This window comes from Lacticaseibacillus baoqingensis (assembly GCF_003946165.1).
Taxonomy (GTDB): domain Bacteria; phylum Bacillota; class Bacilli; order Lactobacillales; family Lactobacillaceae; genus Lacticaseibacillus; species Lacticaseibacillus baoqingensis.
Genome location: NZ_RHOI01000006.1, coordinates 44,640 through 61,247, shown reverse-complemented (window position 1 = coordinate 61,247; position 16,608 = coordinate 44,640). Strand labels below are relative to the sequence as shown.

10 protein-coding genes are annotated in these 16,608 nt (G+C 51.0%); 3 read left to right on the top strand and 7 right to left on the bottom strand.

Features of this window, described 5'->3' with window-relative positions; genetic code table 11:
• The first annotated feature begins 90 nt into the window (after positions 1 to 90).
• Both EKM91_RS03705 and EKM91_RS03700 read left to right on the top strand, forming a co-directional pair.
• Positions 91 to 849 (top strand): DeoR/GlpR family DNA-binding transcription regulator, encoded by a 759-nt coding sequence (locus EKM91_RS03705; protein WP_125749928.1) that lies wholly within the window; start codon positions 91 to 93, stop codon positions 847 to 849.
• A gap of 62 nt (positions 850 to 911) precedes the next feature.
• The gene (locus EKM91_RS03700; protein ID WP_125749925.1) at positions 912 to 3,191 is read left to right on the top strand and encodes a pyruvate formate lyase family protein; all 2,280 of its coding nucleotides are present in this window, start codon (positions 912 to 914) and stop codon (positions 3,189 to 3,191) included.
• A 62-nt stretch (positions 3,192 to 3,253) separates the two neighbouring features.
• On the opposite strand, the gene EKM91_RS03695 is transcribed toward EKM91_RS03700, so the two are convergent.
• The 4 genes from EKM91_RS03695 to EKM91_RS03680 form a co-directional block, all read right to left on the bottom strand.
• A complete protein-coding gene (locus EKM91_RS03695; protein ID WP_125749922.1) occupies positions 3,254 to 4,633 on the bottom strand; it encodes a 6-phospho-alpha-glucosidase in 1,380 nt (459 codons plus the stop codon).
• Between the two features lie 11 nt (positions 4,634 to 4,644).
• Positions 4,645 to 6,249 carry a PTS transporter subunit EIIC gene (locus EKM91_RS03690; protein WP_125749919.1) on the bottom strand — a complete coding sequence of 535 codons (1,605 nt, stop codon included), beginning with the start codon at positions 6,247 to 6,249 and terminating at the stop codon, positions 4,645 to 4,647.
• A gap of 109 nt (positions 6,250 to 6,358) precedes the next feature.
• Positions 6,359 to 7,105 carry a MurR/RpiR family transcriptional regulator gene (locus EKM91_RS03685; protein ID WP_125749916.1) on the bottom strand — a complete coding sequence of 249 codons (747 nt, stop codon included), beginning with the start codon at positions 7,103 to 7,105 and terminating at the stop codon, positions 6,359 to 6,361.
• Between the two features lie 10 nt (positions 7,106 to 7,115).
• Positions 7,116 to 7,583, bottom strand: coding sequence for a hypothetical protein (locus tag EKM91_RS03680; RefSeq protein WP_125749912.1), 468 nt, complete (start codon positions 7,581 to 7,583; stop codon positions 7,116 to 7,118).
• 177 nt (positions 7,584 to 7,760) lie between these two features.
• On the opposite strand from EKM91_RS03680, the gene EKM91_RS03675 reads away from it, so the two are divergent.
• The gene (locus EKM91_RS03675) at positions 7,761 to 8,246 is read left to right on the top strand and encodes a PTS sugar transporter subunit IIA (RefSeq protein ID WP_125749909.1); all 486 of its coding nucleotides are present in this window, start codon (positions 7,761 to 7,763) and stop codon (positions 8,244 to 8,246) included.
• Between the two features lie 53 nt (positions 8,247 to 8,299).
• Here the strand turns inward: EKM91_RS03675 and EKM91_RS03670 are convergent, their stop codons facing one another.
• The 3 genes from EKM91_RS03670 to metG form a co-directional block, all read right to left on the bottom strand.
• Positions 8,300 to 9,757: a glutamate synthase subunit beta gene (locus EKM91_RS03670; protein WP_125749906.1), complete on the bottom strand. Its 1,458-nt coding sequence runs from the start codon at positions 9,755 to 9,757 to the stop codon at positions 8,300 to 8,302.
• A gap of 25 nt (positions 9,758 to 9,782) precedes the next feature.
• Positions 9,783 to 14,246 (bottom strand): glutamate synthase large subunit, encoded by a 4,464-nt coding sequence (gene gltB / locus EKM91_RS03665; protein ID WP_125749903.1) that lies wholly within the window; start codon positions 14,244 to 14,246, stop codon positions 9,783 to 9,785.
• Between the two features lie 347 nt (positions 14,247 to 14,593).
• Entirely contained in the window at positions 14,594 to 16,570 is a 1,977-nt protein-coding gene (gene metG, locus EKM91_RS03660; protein WP_125749899.1) for a methionine--tRNA ligase, read from the bottom strand.
• Positions 16,571 to 16,608: the final 38 nt, after the last annotated feature.

Sequence of the window (16,608 nt, the reverse complement as noted above, 5' to 3'; positions counted from 1 at the left end):
AAAACTGAGGGCACATCGTAGCATCGGCCGCCTTCTGAGCGTTACAATAAGCATCAGAACCATGTAACAGCTTATAGGAGGTCATGATCAATGATTGAAAAAGAGCGCCAATTCTACATTCTCTCCAGGCTTCAGTCGCAACCCACGGTCAGTATCAAAGAACTGTGTCTTGAAATGAAGGTTTCAAAATCAACCGTTCAGCGCGATCTGGAACATCTTGAAGCACAAGGCAAGATCAAGCGTGCACGCGGCGGTGCGACTCGAATTGGGTTTGAAAAGACCATTAGCGACCTGACTGAAGGGCCGGTATCGACCAAAATAGGCGTTAATACTGAGGCAAAAAAGGTCATTGCTAAAGCAGCCGCGGCGCAAATCAAAGATGGTGATCTGGTCTTTATCGATTCCGGAACGACGGTCTTGGAACTCATGCCTTTTCTCAGCCATAAAAGTATCAAGATCGTCACGTACAGTGTCATCTTGCTTTCGTATCTAGGGTCAGCCGCGTCAGATGTCTATCTTTTGGGTGGTAAATACAGCCCTAAACACCAGATCTGTACAGGTCCGGCCGCAATCAATGAACTGATGGCGTTCCGTTTTGATAAGGCGATCATCAGCGCCAACGGTGTTGATGCCGAACTGGGTGAAGCTTATACCAGTGAAATCGACGTCGGCGATTTGAAACACCGTGCCATCGAACGGGCTAAGCAATCCTTCTTGCTGGTTGATGCGACCAAATTTGGCGAGACTGGTTTGAGTACTTTCGCCCACTTTGAAGATTTTCAACAGGTGATCACTGACCAACCGATCAAAGGTTCCCGTCGGTACAAAAATATAGTTATCGCGAAATAAGCGACGCTGACGCTCAGACAGTCAACCAGGCGCACGTTTCGCGAAGGAAAGGACTGACTGAGTTGAAAAAAGCGACGATTGCAGGCGCTCAAAATGTTGAAGTCAGTGTGAAGCTCCCCAGTGAAAAAACGCCTCAGGAGCAGCTGGCAATTATGGAGGAATACACCCGTGTGCATCAGGCCTCGCTGTCTCTTTCCAAAGAAGAGCGCGAGATCAACTGTTTGCAGGTGATCTATCCGACACTTTTTCGCAAAACCGAGCCCGGTGATCTGATTGCGGGACGGCTGGATTTCTTACCTATCGGTTTCGGCTGCGTGACGTCTTTGGGCGGCGTTGGCCATTACTGTGTCTTTGACAAGCTTTCTAAGTTTCGCGACAGCCTGTCCGATCCTGCTGACCAAAAGCGGGTGGACGACTTGTACACGTATTGGGAAGATCACGATACCAAGGCGCTTTATTGTAATGATGTGCTGACTGATACCACGATCGGGCGATTCATCGATGGTCACTATCCGTTGATGGCGACGGCGCGGCTCAGCGGTATGATGTTGGACTATCCAATGTTGCTTGATAACGGCATCGAAGGCCTTAAAGACAAGATTCGGGCAAAGCATGATCCGGACAACGAATTCCTTAATGCCTCACTGAAAGCACTGGATCTTTTCCAGACGACTTGCGATCATCTGATCGATTCGATTGCCGAAAGCGAGCAGACTGTGCAGTCTCTTCAGCGGATCAAAGAGCTGGAGTTGATGCGCAACGATCTGAAGGTCATCAAGACAGATACCCCAAGGACGTTCCATCAAGCCCTACAATTGGTTTGGCTGTATGCACTGCTGGCTGGCTGTATTAATTATGGGCGACTTGACGATTTTCTTGGCCCTTACCTGCAGCACGATGTTGACAGCGGTTTGATCACTGACGACGATGCGTTCGCCTATCTCAAGTCTTTATGGACGTTGATTGAAAACCGGCGGACCACCGTCAACGGCCGGATCATCGTCGGCGGTTACGGGCGCAAGCACCCAGAGGCTGCGGATCACTTTGCCCGGATTGCAATCAAGGTCACGCAGGCATGTAAGTATGTTGAACCGCAGTTCACGTTCCGTTTCAATAAGGAAACGCCGCAAGACATCATTGATATGGCGTATGACTGCATCGGCTCCGGTTCGACGTATCCAACTTTGTATAATGATGATGTGAACGTACCGGCTGTCGAATACGGCATGCGCGTCGATCACAGAACTGCAGAGCAGTACGTGATGTTTGGTTGCGGTGAATTCGTCATTCAGGGACAAAGCCTAGGCACGCCGAATACGCTGCTCAACTTATTGAAGCTGCTCACCATTACCCTGAATGAAGGAGTCGACCCGATGGATCATGAGGTCAAGTCCGGTCCGGTGTACATCAAGCCGCTCAGTGAATTTAGGACCTTTGATGATTTGTATGATAATTACAAGAAGTTGCTGGATTACTATTTTGACTTGTCTGTCGACGCTCAATACTACAGCTATCAGCTGATGAATCGCGAAGTCTCCTTCTTGTTTGCCAGCATCTTGATGGATGACTGCATCGATCGTGGTAAGGCAATCTTAGACGGCGGTATCCGCTACCTCGGCGGAACCAACGAAACTTACGGGAACATCAACACTTCAGACGCCTTATATGCAATCAAGCAGCTCGTGTATGTTCAGCATAAATACACCCTGCAACAGCTCAATGAAGCCGCGTTGAACGACTTCCAAGGCGCTGAGGATATTCGCGAAGACCTATGGAATCAGCCGAAATACGGTAACGACGTCGCTGACGCAGATGCGTTCGCCAATGATTTGTTTGAATATGTGGCTAAGAATATTCGCCAACGCGGGATCGATCGCGGCATGCAGTATTATCTGATCGTGATCTCTAACAACCAGACCAACACCGAATGGGGCCGAGAAACTGCAGCATCACTAGATGGGCGCCACGCCGGCCAATTCATGAACCCAGCAAACAATCCTCAAGGCGGCGCAGCCAAGAGTGGGCCTACCGCTGTGCTTAACTCACTTGCGACCTTCAATGCGAAGTACCATGGCGGTTCTGTTCAGAATATCAAGTTCACACCGCGGATGTTCAACCACAACCGCCAAGAGATCAAGTGGCTGTTCAACACCTACTTTAAAAACGGCGGCTGCCACCTGATGGTCACCATCGTTGATCATGGGGTGCTTGAAGATGCGCAGAAACATCCGGAAAAGTATCCAAATCTCATCGTGCGTGTGAGCGGCTTCAGCGCCATCTTCGTCAATCTGGATAAAGACGTTCAAGATGAACTGTTGGCACGGACACTTTACGACGAATAAGCAACCATAAAAAACTTGGCCCCAACAGCGATCACGCCGTTGGGGCCAAGTTTTAGTTATGGTTATTCGACTGGTTGCACGTCACTCATCAAATGCACTTCATGTTCGTCGTGTTTCAATTCTGGCCAGTATTCCTGATTGGCTGCGATCAGGTCATCTAAGACGGCTTTTGCTACTTCCGCGCTCGGCACCGTTTTAGATAAGGTCAAGGCTTGCCACAATGATTGATAACTGTGATTGACCCACGCTTGAACGACCAGCTTTTCGACCATTGCTTGTTCCATGATCATCCCCCGCTGGAAAAGCGGGATCTTGCCTTGGGTCAGTGGTTCTGGCCCGTTGTTGCCAACGATACATGGCACTTCCACCATGATATCCGGGTCGATGTTGGCGATCGCACCATTATTTTCAACGATCATCAGCATCCGTTCATGGGTGTTATAAGCGATCGCACAGGCCAGATCAACAATGAAGCTGGCATGACTATCAATGGCAAATTCACCCACCTTGCTCGTCTTGGCATCGATGATCTTGCGTGCCGCAGAGAAGACCCGCTTTTCACGACCGTCTTCGACTTCGTTGGCGCGAGTGTAGTTGGGATCAGAGTGTTCAACAACGTAATCTGGATATAGGTAATACTTCAAATACGTGTTAGGCAGACGGTGCGGGTCGACTGCCAACAGATCCTGGGCTTTTTTGTGAGTCGCTTGCCAACTAGCATCCATGTGCTGAATATCGACTTCGATCTGTGTTAAATAGCCATGTTCAGCCACGTAATCGCGAATCTGCGGCAAGTATTCATGCCCCGCCTTATCTTTAACGCTCGTCCACCAGCCAAAGTGGTTCATCCCAAAATAACGGACTTCGAGATCTTTAGGACTTAACCCAATGATCTGTGACATTCGCCGCTGGGTCCCGACTGGCATATCACAAATATTTAAGATCTTGCTATCAGGCCGCAGTTGGCGGCATGCTTCCGCAACGATTGAAGCCGGGTTGGAGTAATTCAGCATCCAGCATTCTGGCGAATATTGTTCCATGTAATCGATCAACTCGATAATGTCACCAATACTCCGCATGCCATATGCGATCCCACCAGGGCCACAAGTCTCTTGGCCAACCACATGGTGTTTTAAGGGAATTTTTTCATCCAGCTCACGCATCTTGTAACCGCCAGAGCGAATGTGCGCAAAACAGAAATCAACATCGGTGAATGCCACCTGCGGATCGGTGGTGTACTCGAATTCCACTTCTGGCGCTTTTTCTTGCAACTCGATGGCGATCGCCTTGGCAATCACCTCTTGGCGAGCCGCATCATTGTCATACAGCTTCAGCTTGCGTAAAGGCAAACGATCACGATTTTCTAATAACATCATGACGATCCCTGCCGTATAAGTACTACCCCCGCCGGCAATTACGATAGCATGTTGTTTTTCATTCATAACAATCACTCCTATTCCAACTCTGCAGCACTAAGGCCCAGCTCTTCATCAACAGCATTACGCACAGCAGTGACCTTGAGACCATAGACCACATGCACGTTATTGCCCTTGATGATCACGGCATTGGCGCCAGTTTGTTCTTTTAAGGTGCCTTCATCGACTACGCTTGGGTCTTTTAAGACCGTCCGCAAACGGGTATAACAATTGGTCACACTTTGAATGTTTTCTGCCCCGCCTAATGCTTCGACGATCATTGCGGCTGGAATAGCACCATTACCAGCAGGCGCCGGGGCTGATTCCGTACCAGCTTTAGCTTGATAGTCTTTTTTGGAGTACAAGCGCGTCTCTTGATCGGCATCTTCTCGGCCAACCGTCTTCAAGTTGAAACGGGTGATCAAGAAGCGGAAAAGGCCGTAGTAGATGAAGAAAAAGGCGATCCCAACCAAGATATACATTGGCCAATGCGTCTTCGCAACGCCCAGCGGCACGTTGTATAACAAGAAGTCCAAGAAACCGTTGGGACCGATCGCCCGAACGTTCAAGATATTCAAAACGACCATGCTCAAGCCGCTTAAGGCAGCATGTAAAACAAACAAGATCGGTGCTAAAAACATGAAAGAAAATTCAATTGGTTCGGTGACCCCAGCAATGAACGATGTCACCGCCGCAGGGATCAAGATCGCTTTGACCTTTTGCTTATTTTCCGGTTTAGCCGTGTGATACATCGCTAAGCAGGCACCGATCAACCCGAACATCTTGGAGATCCCACGGGCATCCCAGATAACCGATCGCGATAACAGCTTGATGCTTGGGTCTGCCATTTCAGCGTAATAAATGTTGCGGGCCCCTTCATAAACATGCCCACCGATCGTTTCAACGCCACCCAATGACGTGTAAAGAAATGGCGTGTAAACCAAGTGATGCAACCCGGTTGGGATCAGCAAACGTTCCAGTGCCCCATACAAGAAGATCCCGAAGTTGCCACTGTGATTGATGAAGGTTCCCAAGCTAGAGATCCCAGCTTGGATAAACGGCCAGACATAAGTCAAGCCAATCGCCAACAGTACCGTGACAGGAATCATTACGATGAATACGAACCGGCTGCCGCCGTAGATCTGAAAGGCGCTCTTAAATTCAGTATCGATGAAGCGGTTGTGGACCAAACCAACCGTGATCCCTAAAATGATTCCTAAGAACACGCCCATATCCAGTATTTGAATCCCTAAGACACTGGCTTGACCAGTTCCGGAAAGATCCTTAGCAGTCGACAAGATCCCGCGCAGCGTCATGAACTTGTTCATCGCATTGATGAAGACTAAGAAGCTCAATAATGCGGTAAATCCGGCTTCAGCTTTCTTCTTGTCGGCAAGCCCAACTGCTAAGCCCACACAGAAAATCACCCCTAAGTTGGATAGGATTGCCACTAATGACCCGGAAAGAATCGCACCAAATCCGGTCGTGACCGGGTTATTCATGAATGGCGCCACTTCTAATAATTTCTGGTTGGTGAAGATATTCCCAACGGCGATCAAGATACCGGCGATTGGTAAGATCAAGACCGGGACGAACATCGCTTTAGAAAAGCGCTGCAGCGTATCCATCACTTTCTCTTTCATGTTTTCCACCTCTTTTATCTGAATGACCTAACCTTAACAAAGTAAAAGCGCCGTGTGAACGCTTCCAAACAGAAACGAAACACATGACGTCGAGTTGAAACAGGTATTCCTACCGGCCTTGCAAAACCTCATAACGCTGGATCAGATACTCAAATGCCGCTAAAGTCCCTGGAAAAAAGGCATTCGCGTGCTGATTATAGTCATCCAGTTTATTATGATCAACGATTTTTACCGGGTAGTCGACGATCGTACTCAGTCGATTCACGGATTCGTTGGTGAAACTCACCACAGTGATCGGTTGATCTTGGACCACCATGACCTTATCCAAAACACTGCGCGTTTCACCAGAGCGCGACACCGTCAGCATGATCCCGATATCCTCAAGATTATTATCCAAGATCCCCGCGGAATCACTTGGCGTCGCGAGCAAACAACGCTTTCCTAAGTTCAAAAGCTTCTTGTACATGTATTCTGCAATGATCCCGGAAAAACCAGCGGCATAAATGAACACAAATTTTTTTTGACAAGCCGTTAACGCTTGGGCAATGGCATCAAATATTTCCGGCTCATTGTACTGCATCACCATTGGCGTCATCCCCAAAGCCTCCCAATCCGTCGGGGCTTGGCTGGTATGGGCAGCCACTAGCGCAGATAATTTGAACTGCATTTCCACAAAGCCGCGAAAGCCTAACTTGTGCGCCAAACGCATCACCGTTGAAGTGGAGGTGAAATTTTCTTGCGCAACCCCGCGGACACCAACATCCAACACCGTATCGATATGCGCGACGATATACTGCAACACCCCGACTTCCGTTTCAGTTAGCCGTTTACCAGCAATCAATTTATCTAACTGCATAATGCCTCCACTACCATGTCATCAAGCGCACCAACCCGATCAACAGGTAACCACAAAACAAACTCGTGCTCATTGCCCAATACTGCCAACCCAACTTTTGCTTTGACTTAACCACAAGCGTTACGATCACACCTAAAGCACTAAGCATTAAAATTGGATTCAAGCATAAGCCTTGCTGGACGACTTGCATGATCAATACCGCCCGCAGCCGGTACGGTGCTGCAAGCAGCGCTTGCTGATAACGTAATAATACGAGCCCAAGTACCGCATTCAATAAGACCGTCACGACCATCGCCGCAGTCGGCAAACTGCGCGCTAACAAAGTCGCAACAGACATCCCGTTTTGCTGAGCCGTCATCAATGCAAACAGGCTGTAAACAATTGCTGATGCAAGCAATAATCCGGCGTTGAACCAGTATAATCGGCGAGTATCAAGATTTAGGCGTTGTAATAACGTCGTCGTTGCTTGTTTGATCATGGTTATCCCTCCTGTATTGATGACGCTTACACTAGTATAACAAGACTAGCGCCGCAAACAAGCGCCAGACAACTGGTGACTTAAAAACGACACCTGTAACTGGAACAGGTTCAGCGCTTGTTGCGGTCGGTCGGACATGATATGGTGAAAGCGCCATCAAAAACACGGAGGTGCGTTATGTTTAAATTATTTAATAAAGCCAAGACTGAAAACTTTGTTGCCCCGGCGACTGGCACCTTGGTCCCGATCACCGCGGTCGAAGATCCTGTTTTCTCAGAAAAAACCATGGGTGATGGCTATGCCGTCGAGCCTACCGATGACACGATCGTAGCGCCGGTAGCAGGCACCGTCCAAGCAATTTTCCCTACTAAACACGCACTGACGATCCTCACCGCTCAAGGCCTTGAGGTGATCTTGCACATTGGTTTGGATACTGTCGAGCTCGATGGTGCGCCATTCACGGTACAAGCTGTTGAAGGCCAATCAGTGACTGCTGGGACCCCACTGGTCACGATGAATCGTGCAGCCGTGATCGCCGGTGGCAAGCAAACGACCGTGGTCGTCGTGATCACGAATATGGAGAAACTCCAAGCTCTGCCGGCCATCAACGATCAAGCCATCACGGCTGGTGACGCGGTCGCCACTGTCGCCTTGCAAAAATAAGCCATGATCACGCTCCACATAAAAAGCCGTCTCATCGACGGCTTTTTATATGCTTAAGCATGTTTACTTGCGACTGGTGCCAGATCTGCGGCAGAAGCCAGCGATTGGTGGATCGCTTCGGCTGCCATGCGGCCTTCGCGAATCCCCCAGATCACGAGGCTCGGCCCGCGCTTGGCGTCACCGGCAACATAAACTTCCTCAGAATCAGTTTGATAATCATCATAGACCTTGTGGACCCCACAATCAGCGAAGACACTGCTGTCGGCACCGGTAAAGCCCATGGCCAACAAAACCAGATCGGCAGGTTCGTCAAATTCGGTTCCGGCAACCGGCTGGAAGTGATCCGCTTTGGCGATGGTGATCCCGTTAACGCGGCCGTTATCATCGCCATGGAATTCGGTGATGGTTTCGGCAAAATGCGTCAGCGGCTGATCAGACAGCGCGGCGTATTCGCTTTGTCCATAGCCGATTCGCTGTGTCCGCGGCCATTCTGGCCAAGGATTGTCGTCTGGGCGCTGACTTGGTGCCGCTGGGGCAATTTCCAGCTGCAAGATGTCGCGCGCGCCTAAGCGCAATGCTGTGGCGATACAGTCATTCCCCGTATCCCCGCCGCCAACGACGACCACCCGCTTGCCGGCGAGTTTTTGGTTCGCCGCTGGACCATCTGTAGCCACCGCTTTGGTCGCTGCAGTCAAGAAGTCCAGTGCTTGTTGGATCCCTTTGAGCTGCCGGCCTGGGGCATTGAGCTCCCGCGGCATGCGCGCACCGATCGTCAACAACACCCGTGCATATTGCTGCCGCAATTCAGCACCAGAAATATCAACGCCGACACGCGTATTGCAGATGAAGGTGATCCCGACTTTTTCCATGACGGCAACACGCCGCGCCACATCTTCTTTAGGCAATTTCATGTTGGGGATACCGTATTGTACCAAGCCGCCTGGTTTGTCATCGGCTTCGTAGACGGTGACAGAATAGCCGAGCTGGTTCAACCGCCAAGCGGCTGTCAGCCCTGCTGGACCTGAACCGACAATGGCGATCTTGATGCCGTTGCGATGCAGCGGCCGCCCAGATTCTTCGACCCAGCCATACTTGAAGGCTTGGTCGATGATGAAGCGTTCGTTATTGCGGATCGTAATGCCTTTGTTATTCAAAGCTTCGTTACAAGAAACCTCACACGGTGCTGGGCACACGTGCCCGGTAAAATCTGGTAACGGATTGGTCAGCGTCAACCGTTGAAAGGCGCGCTTATCTTCGTTGCGCCCAACAAAATCTTGCCATTCAGGGATCAAGTTGTCGTTGGGACACCCCGAAACCGCCTTGCCGCCAGCATACGCGAACCCCACATGACAATGCGGGACGCCACAATTCATACAGCGTAACGCTTGCTGGCGCCGCTGGGCATCAGTAAGCGGTAATTCCATTTCATTAAAGTCCGCAATGCGAGACTTTGGATCGCGCCAAGGATTGTCCTTGCGCGTATATTTCATGAATCCAAAAGGATCGGACATGGGTTTTCCTCCTTATGCGCATAGACTACTTGACGGTTGGCTGCGGGCCCATCACACTGTCAAACGCCGCTTGTTCCAGCTGCTCTTTGGCCACCCCTTTAGCCGCCAGTGCACTCATCAGATCATTCATCCGATGGAACTCTTTCGGGTAGACCTTGACGAAATCCTTTTGCGCGTCATCCCAGCTGGCCAGCAATTCGATGGCTTTAGCGGAGTTGGTATAGCGTGCATGCCGGACTAACATGTCATGCAACAGTTGATCGTCGCCGGTTTCGCCCAGCTTGAACAACTCGATCATGTCCATATTGCAATGCGCTTTTAATTGATGGTCAGGGTCATACACATATGCGACCCCGCCAGACATCCCGGCACCAAAGTTGCGCCCAGTTGGGCCTAAGATCGCCACGTGGCCGCCGGTCATATATTCACAACCGTGATCCCCAATGCCTTCAACGACGACGTCAGCACCGGAATTACGGACACAAAAGCGCTCACCGGCACGGCCGTTGAAGTAAGCTTCCCCGCTAGTCGCGCCAAAGCACGCCACATTACCGACGATCGGCGCATTACTGTACAGCGTGGCCGCTGTTGGCGGTGCTTGCACGATCAAGCGGCCGCCTGACAAGCCTTTGCCGACATAGTCATTGGCTTCACCAGTCAAACGCAAGGTCAAGCCTTTGGCGGCAAATGCCCCAAAGCTTTGGCCAGCGACACCGGTGTATTCGTAGGTCAAGCGATCATCTGGCAGATCAGCATCGGCAAAACGCTTTGCCAACCATCCGGAAATCCGGGTCCCAGCAGCACGATCGATGTTGTTGATCTGGCCTTTGATGACCGTTTTTTCATCGTTATTCACGGCACTAGCCGCAAATGCGTTCAAAGCAGGGATCTCATCATCTGGCTGGAACGGGTCTTTGATCTTGCGCTGAATGCCATAGGTATGCCCAAGCATCCGGGAAAAATCAAGCGTCTTGGCCTTGCCTTTGGCCGTGAAGCGCGGGACCAGATGTTCCACATGACCGACCATTTCATCCACGGTACGATAGCCCAAACGTGCCATTTCTTCACGCAAGTCTTCGGCAATAAACTGCATGCAGTTGATTACGTTTTCCGGCGTGCCGATGAAGAACTTCCGCAAAGCCGGATTTTGTGTGGCGATCCCAGTCGGGCAAGTGTTCAAGCTGCAGACCCGCATCATGATACACCCGACCGAAACCAACACCAAAGACGCAAAGGAAAACTCTTCGGCACCTAACATGATCGCAATGGCCACATCGCGGCCAGACATCAGCTTGCCATCGGTTTCCAGCGTAGCGCGCTGCCGCAGGTGATTCATGGCCAGGGTTTGATGGGCTTCAGATAAGCCCATTTCCCATGGCAGCCCGGCATCACGCACCGAGTTGCGCGGTGCGGCCCCAGTACCGCCGTCGTATCCAGAGATCACGACTTTATCCGCACCGGCTTTGACGACCCCAGTGGCGATGGTCCCGACGCCAGTGGAAGACACCAGCTTCACGGTGATCGCCGCTTTCGGATTCACTTGCTTAAGGTCAAAGATCAATTGCTTCAAGTCTTCGATCGAATAGATATCATGATGAGGCGGCGGGGAGATCAACCGTACCCCAGGCACAGAACCACGGACTTCAGCGACCCAAGGGAAGTTTTTGGTCCCTGGCAGCTGGCCGCCTTCCCCAGGCTTAGCCCCTTGTGCGACTTTGATCTGGATCTCTTCGGCATACATCAAATACTCGGTGTTGACCCCAAAACGTGCCGAGGCCACTTGCTTGATCTTAGAGTTCAAGTTGCGCCCGTCTGCTTGCGGCTTGAACCGCCAACGCGGTTCGCCGCCTTCACCACAGTTGGACTTGCCGCCAAGGCGGTTCATCGCTTCTGCGATCGTGGTATGCGCTTCTTCTGAAATCGACCCATAAGACATCGCCCCGGACTTGAACCGCTTGACGATTGCCGAAACCGGTTCAACTTCTGCTAATGGGACACTTGGCCGATCAGCATGAATGTGCCATTGCGAACGCAGCGTGGTCGGGTTGGACAGCTCTTCAGCATGCATTTCATGCGCATACTCTTGGTACAGCTTGTAGTCGCCTAGGCGCACTGCCCGTTGGAACTTGTACATGGTCTTGGGGTTGTACAAATGGTGCTCGCCTTCTGCGCGGTATTTGAAGCTCCCGCCGCTTGGCAAGTCATATTTGGCTTTTGCCCCAAATGCCCGTTCATAACGAGCTAAGTATTCATCTTCGATTTGATCAAGATCGATCCCGCCGATCCGGCTTTGGGTACCGGTGAAGTATTCTTCAACAACATGACTCGCCAAGCCCACCGCTTCAAACAACTGTGCGCCTTGATAACCGGTGATCGTGGAGATCCCCATCCGGCTCATGATCTTGATGATGCCTTTTTCACTGGCATGACGATAAGTCTCCAGCGCATCCCCCATATGGTAGGCCTTCAACGTAGCATAAACGCCATACGGATGGATCGCACTGGCCCCATAGCCAAGCAAAGCGGCATAATGATGCACTTCACACGCTTCGCCGGTATCCACCACGATCGATGCTAACCCGCGCTTGCCTTTGCGCACCAAGTAATTATTCAAGCCGGAAACTGCCAAAAGGATCGGCATCACCAACTTGGACTTGCCGGCATCGCGATCCGTTAAGATCAACAGGTTCTTGCCGGCATCAACGGCTGCTTCTGCCGCCCGGAACAAATCGTCAAGCGCTTGTTGCAAGCGGTGTTGGCGATCGGATTTGGCATAGCAAACCGATAGTTCAACGGCCTTGAACCCATTGGTGTCCAAACGCCGCAGCTTCTCAAATTCTGGGGTGGTCAACATCGGACTGGCCAGCTTGACCTTCTTGGCATTGGCTGGGGTATCTGCGGCGACATCCGCATCTGGACCGATAAAGACTTCTGTGCCGATCACTAATTGTTCCCGGATCGCATCGATCGGCGGGTTAGTGACTTGGGCAAATTGTTGTTTGAAATAAGTAAACAATGACTGCGGCTTGTCTGACAACACTGCCAGCGGAGAATCAAACCCCATCGAAATGATCGGTTCTTCGCCTTTTTTCGCCATCGGAATGATCGCATCTTGAATAATGTCTTCGGTATAGCCATGCCGGCGCCACAAAGTTTGCAGGCTGTCATCGGTCAAGGCTTCTTGAACATCGACATCTGGCACTTGGTCTAAGGTCAGCTGATTGTCATCCAGCCATTCTTGATAAGGGTGCGCGGTGGCATATTTTTGCTTGATGTCTTCAGTATGATAAACCTTGCCTTCAGTGGTATCCACTAAGATCATCTGGGCAGGGCCTAAGATCCCTTTATCCACCAGATCTTCAGGCGCGACGTCATAAACACCAGATTCAGACGCCACGACCATGATATTATCTTTGGTCAGCAAATAGCGTGACGGCCGCAAGCCGTTACGATCCAAAGCCGCGCCCACTTGCAAGCCATCGGTGTAACAAATCGCCGCCGGACCATCCCAAGGCGCCATAAAGCTGGCATTGTATTCATCAAAAGCCCGCTGCTTATCGTCGATGCCGGTGCCATCGCCCCAAGCTTCAGGCATCATCATCAACAAAGCTTGCGGAATATCGCGACCATGACGGTAAAGGTATTCCATGCAGTTTTCCAACTTTGCTGAGTCGGAATCATCTTCGTCATACACTGGAATGTTGTGGCTGGCCATCCAGTTTTCCGCACCCTTCAAGGTGTTGATCTCGCCATTATGGGCAAGAAAACGGAAAGGTTGGGCCCGATCCCAGCTTGGGAAGGTATTCGTCGAGAAACGGGAATGGATCAGTGCGATCGCACTTTGCATCGTGTCGTCATGCAAATCGGGGTAAAATTCGCCGACTTGATAAGCGTGAAGCATCCCTTTGTAACATAATGTCCGGCTGGACAAGCTGACGATGGTAAAATCGTTGGCCGCAAAGGTCTTTTCCAAATGGCGGCGCAGCTTGAACAGCGCATCTTCAAATTCACGCCCAGAAGCGACGGCTGCCGGCTTGGCCAAGATCACTTGGACAAAACTTGGCATCACTTGTTGCGCAGTTGGGCCGCAGCTTTCGTAGACATACGGCACTGCCCGCCAAGCGAGCACATCAAATCCGCGCTGCGTGACCTCTTGGGTCAGCGCCTTGGTCATGGCATTTTTGCCTTCTTCGGCTTGTGGCAAGAAGAACATCCCTACCGCGTAATCGCCGGCTTTAGGCAACTCAAAATCCTGTTCCTCCGCATAATTACGGAAGAATGTGTCTGGCATTGCCATCAAGATCCCGGCACCATCACCTGTATCAGGTTCAGAACCGGTCCCGCCGCGATGATTCATCCGCCGCAACATGACCAACGCCCGCTCGATCAACGCGTGTGACGCATGACCATCGATCTGGGTGATGAAGCCCATGCCACAGGCGGCATGTTCGAACTCTGGATCATACATCGTTTTCGTATTGTGCCGCATTCCCGTTCACCTCTAGAAGTTTTAGAAAATTGTGAGTATAACATCGAGTTTACTCATTGAATTCTTATTTTGCAAGACCTATAGGATGAAAAATCGTCGTGTTTAAGTGAAATGCACAATTATTTAGGCAGATGCAGGCTACCAGGTCCTTGCGCCGATATGTTAGACGTCAGCTTTTCTGCCTTATATTTGGTTGTCGTGGCAGCTAAGCTGACCTCATGTCGCGCATTTGGGCTGTTTGGTTTGCGATCAGGCGCTTTTTGGGGAAAATAGCGGCATAAAAGCTGCCATCGAGCCAAGCGCAAAAAAATAGGCGCGTCATTTGCTGACGCACCTACTTTGACCACTTAGCCGATCAAACTGCCGTTTTCCAATTCATTCGGGACGATCACTAATTTGACCGCACCCTTGGCATCTTCGGCACTCAACAACATGCCTTCAGACATTTCTCCCCGCAGCTTGCGCGGCTTGAGGTTGACGACGGCCATCACTTTCTTGCCTTTGAGTTCCTCAAAATGCGGGTAGTACTTGGCGATCCCGCTAAGGATCTGGCGGGTCCCTTCGTCTCCGGCATCCAAGGTAAACTTCAACAGCTTATCAGCGCCTTTGACCTTTTCGACACTCAAGATCTCAGCGACCCGGATCTCAGATTGGTCAAACGCCGCAAAGTCGATTTCAGCTTTGCAGTCTGCTTCTTTGACGACCGCCTGCTTCTTTGGCGGGGTCATTTGCGCCTTGATCCAAGCGACTTCTGCTTCCACATCAAGCCGTGGGAAGATCGGGGTGCCTTTAGCCACCACTTGTGCGCCTGCTGGCAGATGCCCCCATTCAAGCGTCTCTTGACTTTCATCTTGATCATCTAAGCCTAATTGCCCGAAGATCTGCTTTGGCGCATGGGTCATCACCGGTTGGACCAGCAAGGCGATCAAGCGCAGGCTTTCCGCCAAATGCGCCATGACGCTGGCCAATTGCGGCGCTTTAGCCGGCTCTTTGGCCAGGTTCCAAGGTTCAGTTTCATCGATGTACTTGTTGGCGCGGGAGACGAGCTTCCAAGTGGCATCCATGGCATCGGAAAACTGCAAGTTGTCCATCAAGCCGTTGTACTGACTGATGACGTCTTTGGCAGTGGCTTCCAGCTGGGCATCAAAGGGGGTTTGTTCTGCTTTTAGCGCTGGCAAGCGGCCGCCAACATACTTATTGATCATGGCGATCGTGCGGTTCAACAAGTTCCCTAAGTCATTAGCCAAATCGAAGTTGATCCGATCGATAAAGTCTTCTGGAGTGAAGATCCCATCGTTGCCAAACGGGATGGCGCGCATCAAGTAATACCGTAATGCGTCAAGCCCATAGCGTTCCACCAGCATTTCTGGATAGATCGCATTGCCTTTGGACTTGGACATCTTGCCGTCTTTCATGACCAGCCAGCCATGGCCGTAGATCTTCTTAGGGATCGGCAAGCCCAAAGCCATCAACATGATCGGCCAATAAATCGTGTGGAACCGGACGATTTCCTTACCGATCAATTGGATGTCAGCCGGCCAATATTTATCAAACAAGTCATGGTTTTCAGAGCCATAGCCTAATGCGGTGATGTAGTTGAGCAAGGCATCGACCCACACATAAACCACATGCTTAGGATTTTCGGGTACCGGCACGCCCCAGTTGAAGCTGGTGCGGCTCATCGCCAGATCTTCTAGACCCGGCTTGATGAAATTGTTGATCATTTCATTCTTGCGCGACGCCGGCTGAATGAAGTCAGGATGCTCATCATAGTATTGCAACAAGCGATCGGCATACTTGCTCATCCGGAAGAAGTAACTCTCTTCTTTGACCAGCTGCACTTCATGGCCAGATGGGGCCTTGCCGCCGATGACCTTGCCGTCTTTGTCTCGATAGACTTCTGCCAACTGCGGTTCGGTGAAGTATTCTTCATCTTCAACCGAATACCAGCCGGTATATTCGCCTAAGTAGACATCCCCTTGTTTGATCAACCGCTCAACGATTTTTTGGACCGCCTTGACATGCTCTTCATCGGTGGTGCGAATGAACTTGTCATTGGTGATCTCAAGCAATTGCCACAGCGACTTGATCTGCGCGACCATACCGTCAACGTAGGCTTGTGGGGTGATGCCGAGTGCATCAGCCTTTTGTTCGATCTTCAAGCCGTGTTCGTCAGTCCCAGTCAAGAAAAAGACGTCGTAGCCCATCAGGCGCTTGTAGCGGGCGATCACGTCTGCCGCGATCGTCGAATACGCGTTACCGATGTGCAACTTACCACTCGGATAGTAGATCGGTGTCGTCACGTAGAACGTTGGTTTTGCCATTTTGCATGTGCCTCCTGCAGCATTCTCAGTTTTGCACT

What these genes read in the sequence shown, in the direction of transcription:
- EKM91_RS03705 (WP_125749928.1), top strand. Translation starts at nt 91, where the DNA reads ATGATTGAAAAAGAGCGCCAATTCTACATTCTCTCCAGGCTTCAGTCG.
- EKM91_RS03695 (WP_125749922.1), bottom strand. Translation starts at nt 4,633, where the DNA reads ATGAATGAAAAACAACATGCTATCGTAATTGCCGGCGGGGGTAGTACT.
- EKM91_RS03690 (WP_125749919.1), bottom strand. Translation starts at nt 6,249, where the DNA reads ATGAAAGAGAAAGTGATGGATACGCTGCAGCGCTTTTCTAAAGCGATG.
- EKM91_RS03685 (WP_125749916.1), bottom strand. Translation starts at nt 7,105, where the DNA reads ATGCAGTTAGATAAATTGATTGCTGGTAAACGGCTAACTGAAACGGAA.
- EKM91_RS03680 (WP_125749912.1), bottom strand. Translation starts at nt 7,583, where the DNA reads ATGATCAAACAAGCAACGACGACGTTATTACAACGCCTAAATCTTGAT.
- EKM91_RS03675 (WP_125749909.1), top strand. Translation starts at nt 7,761, where the DNA reads ATGTTTAAATTATTTAATAAAGCCAAGACTGAAAACTTTGTTGCCCCG.
- EKM91_RS03670 (WP_125749906.1), bottom strand. Translation starts at nt 9,757, where the DNA reads ATGTCCGATCCTTTTGGATTCATGAAATATACGCGCAAGGACAATCCT.
- gltB (WP_125749903.1), bottom strand. Translation starts at nt 14,246, where the DNA reads ATGCGGCACAATACGAAAACGATGTATGATCCAGAGTTCGAACATGCC.
- metG (WP_125749899.1), bottom strand. Translation starts at nt 16,570, where the DNA reads ATGGCAAAACCAACGTTCTACGTGACGACACCGATCTACTATCCGAGT.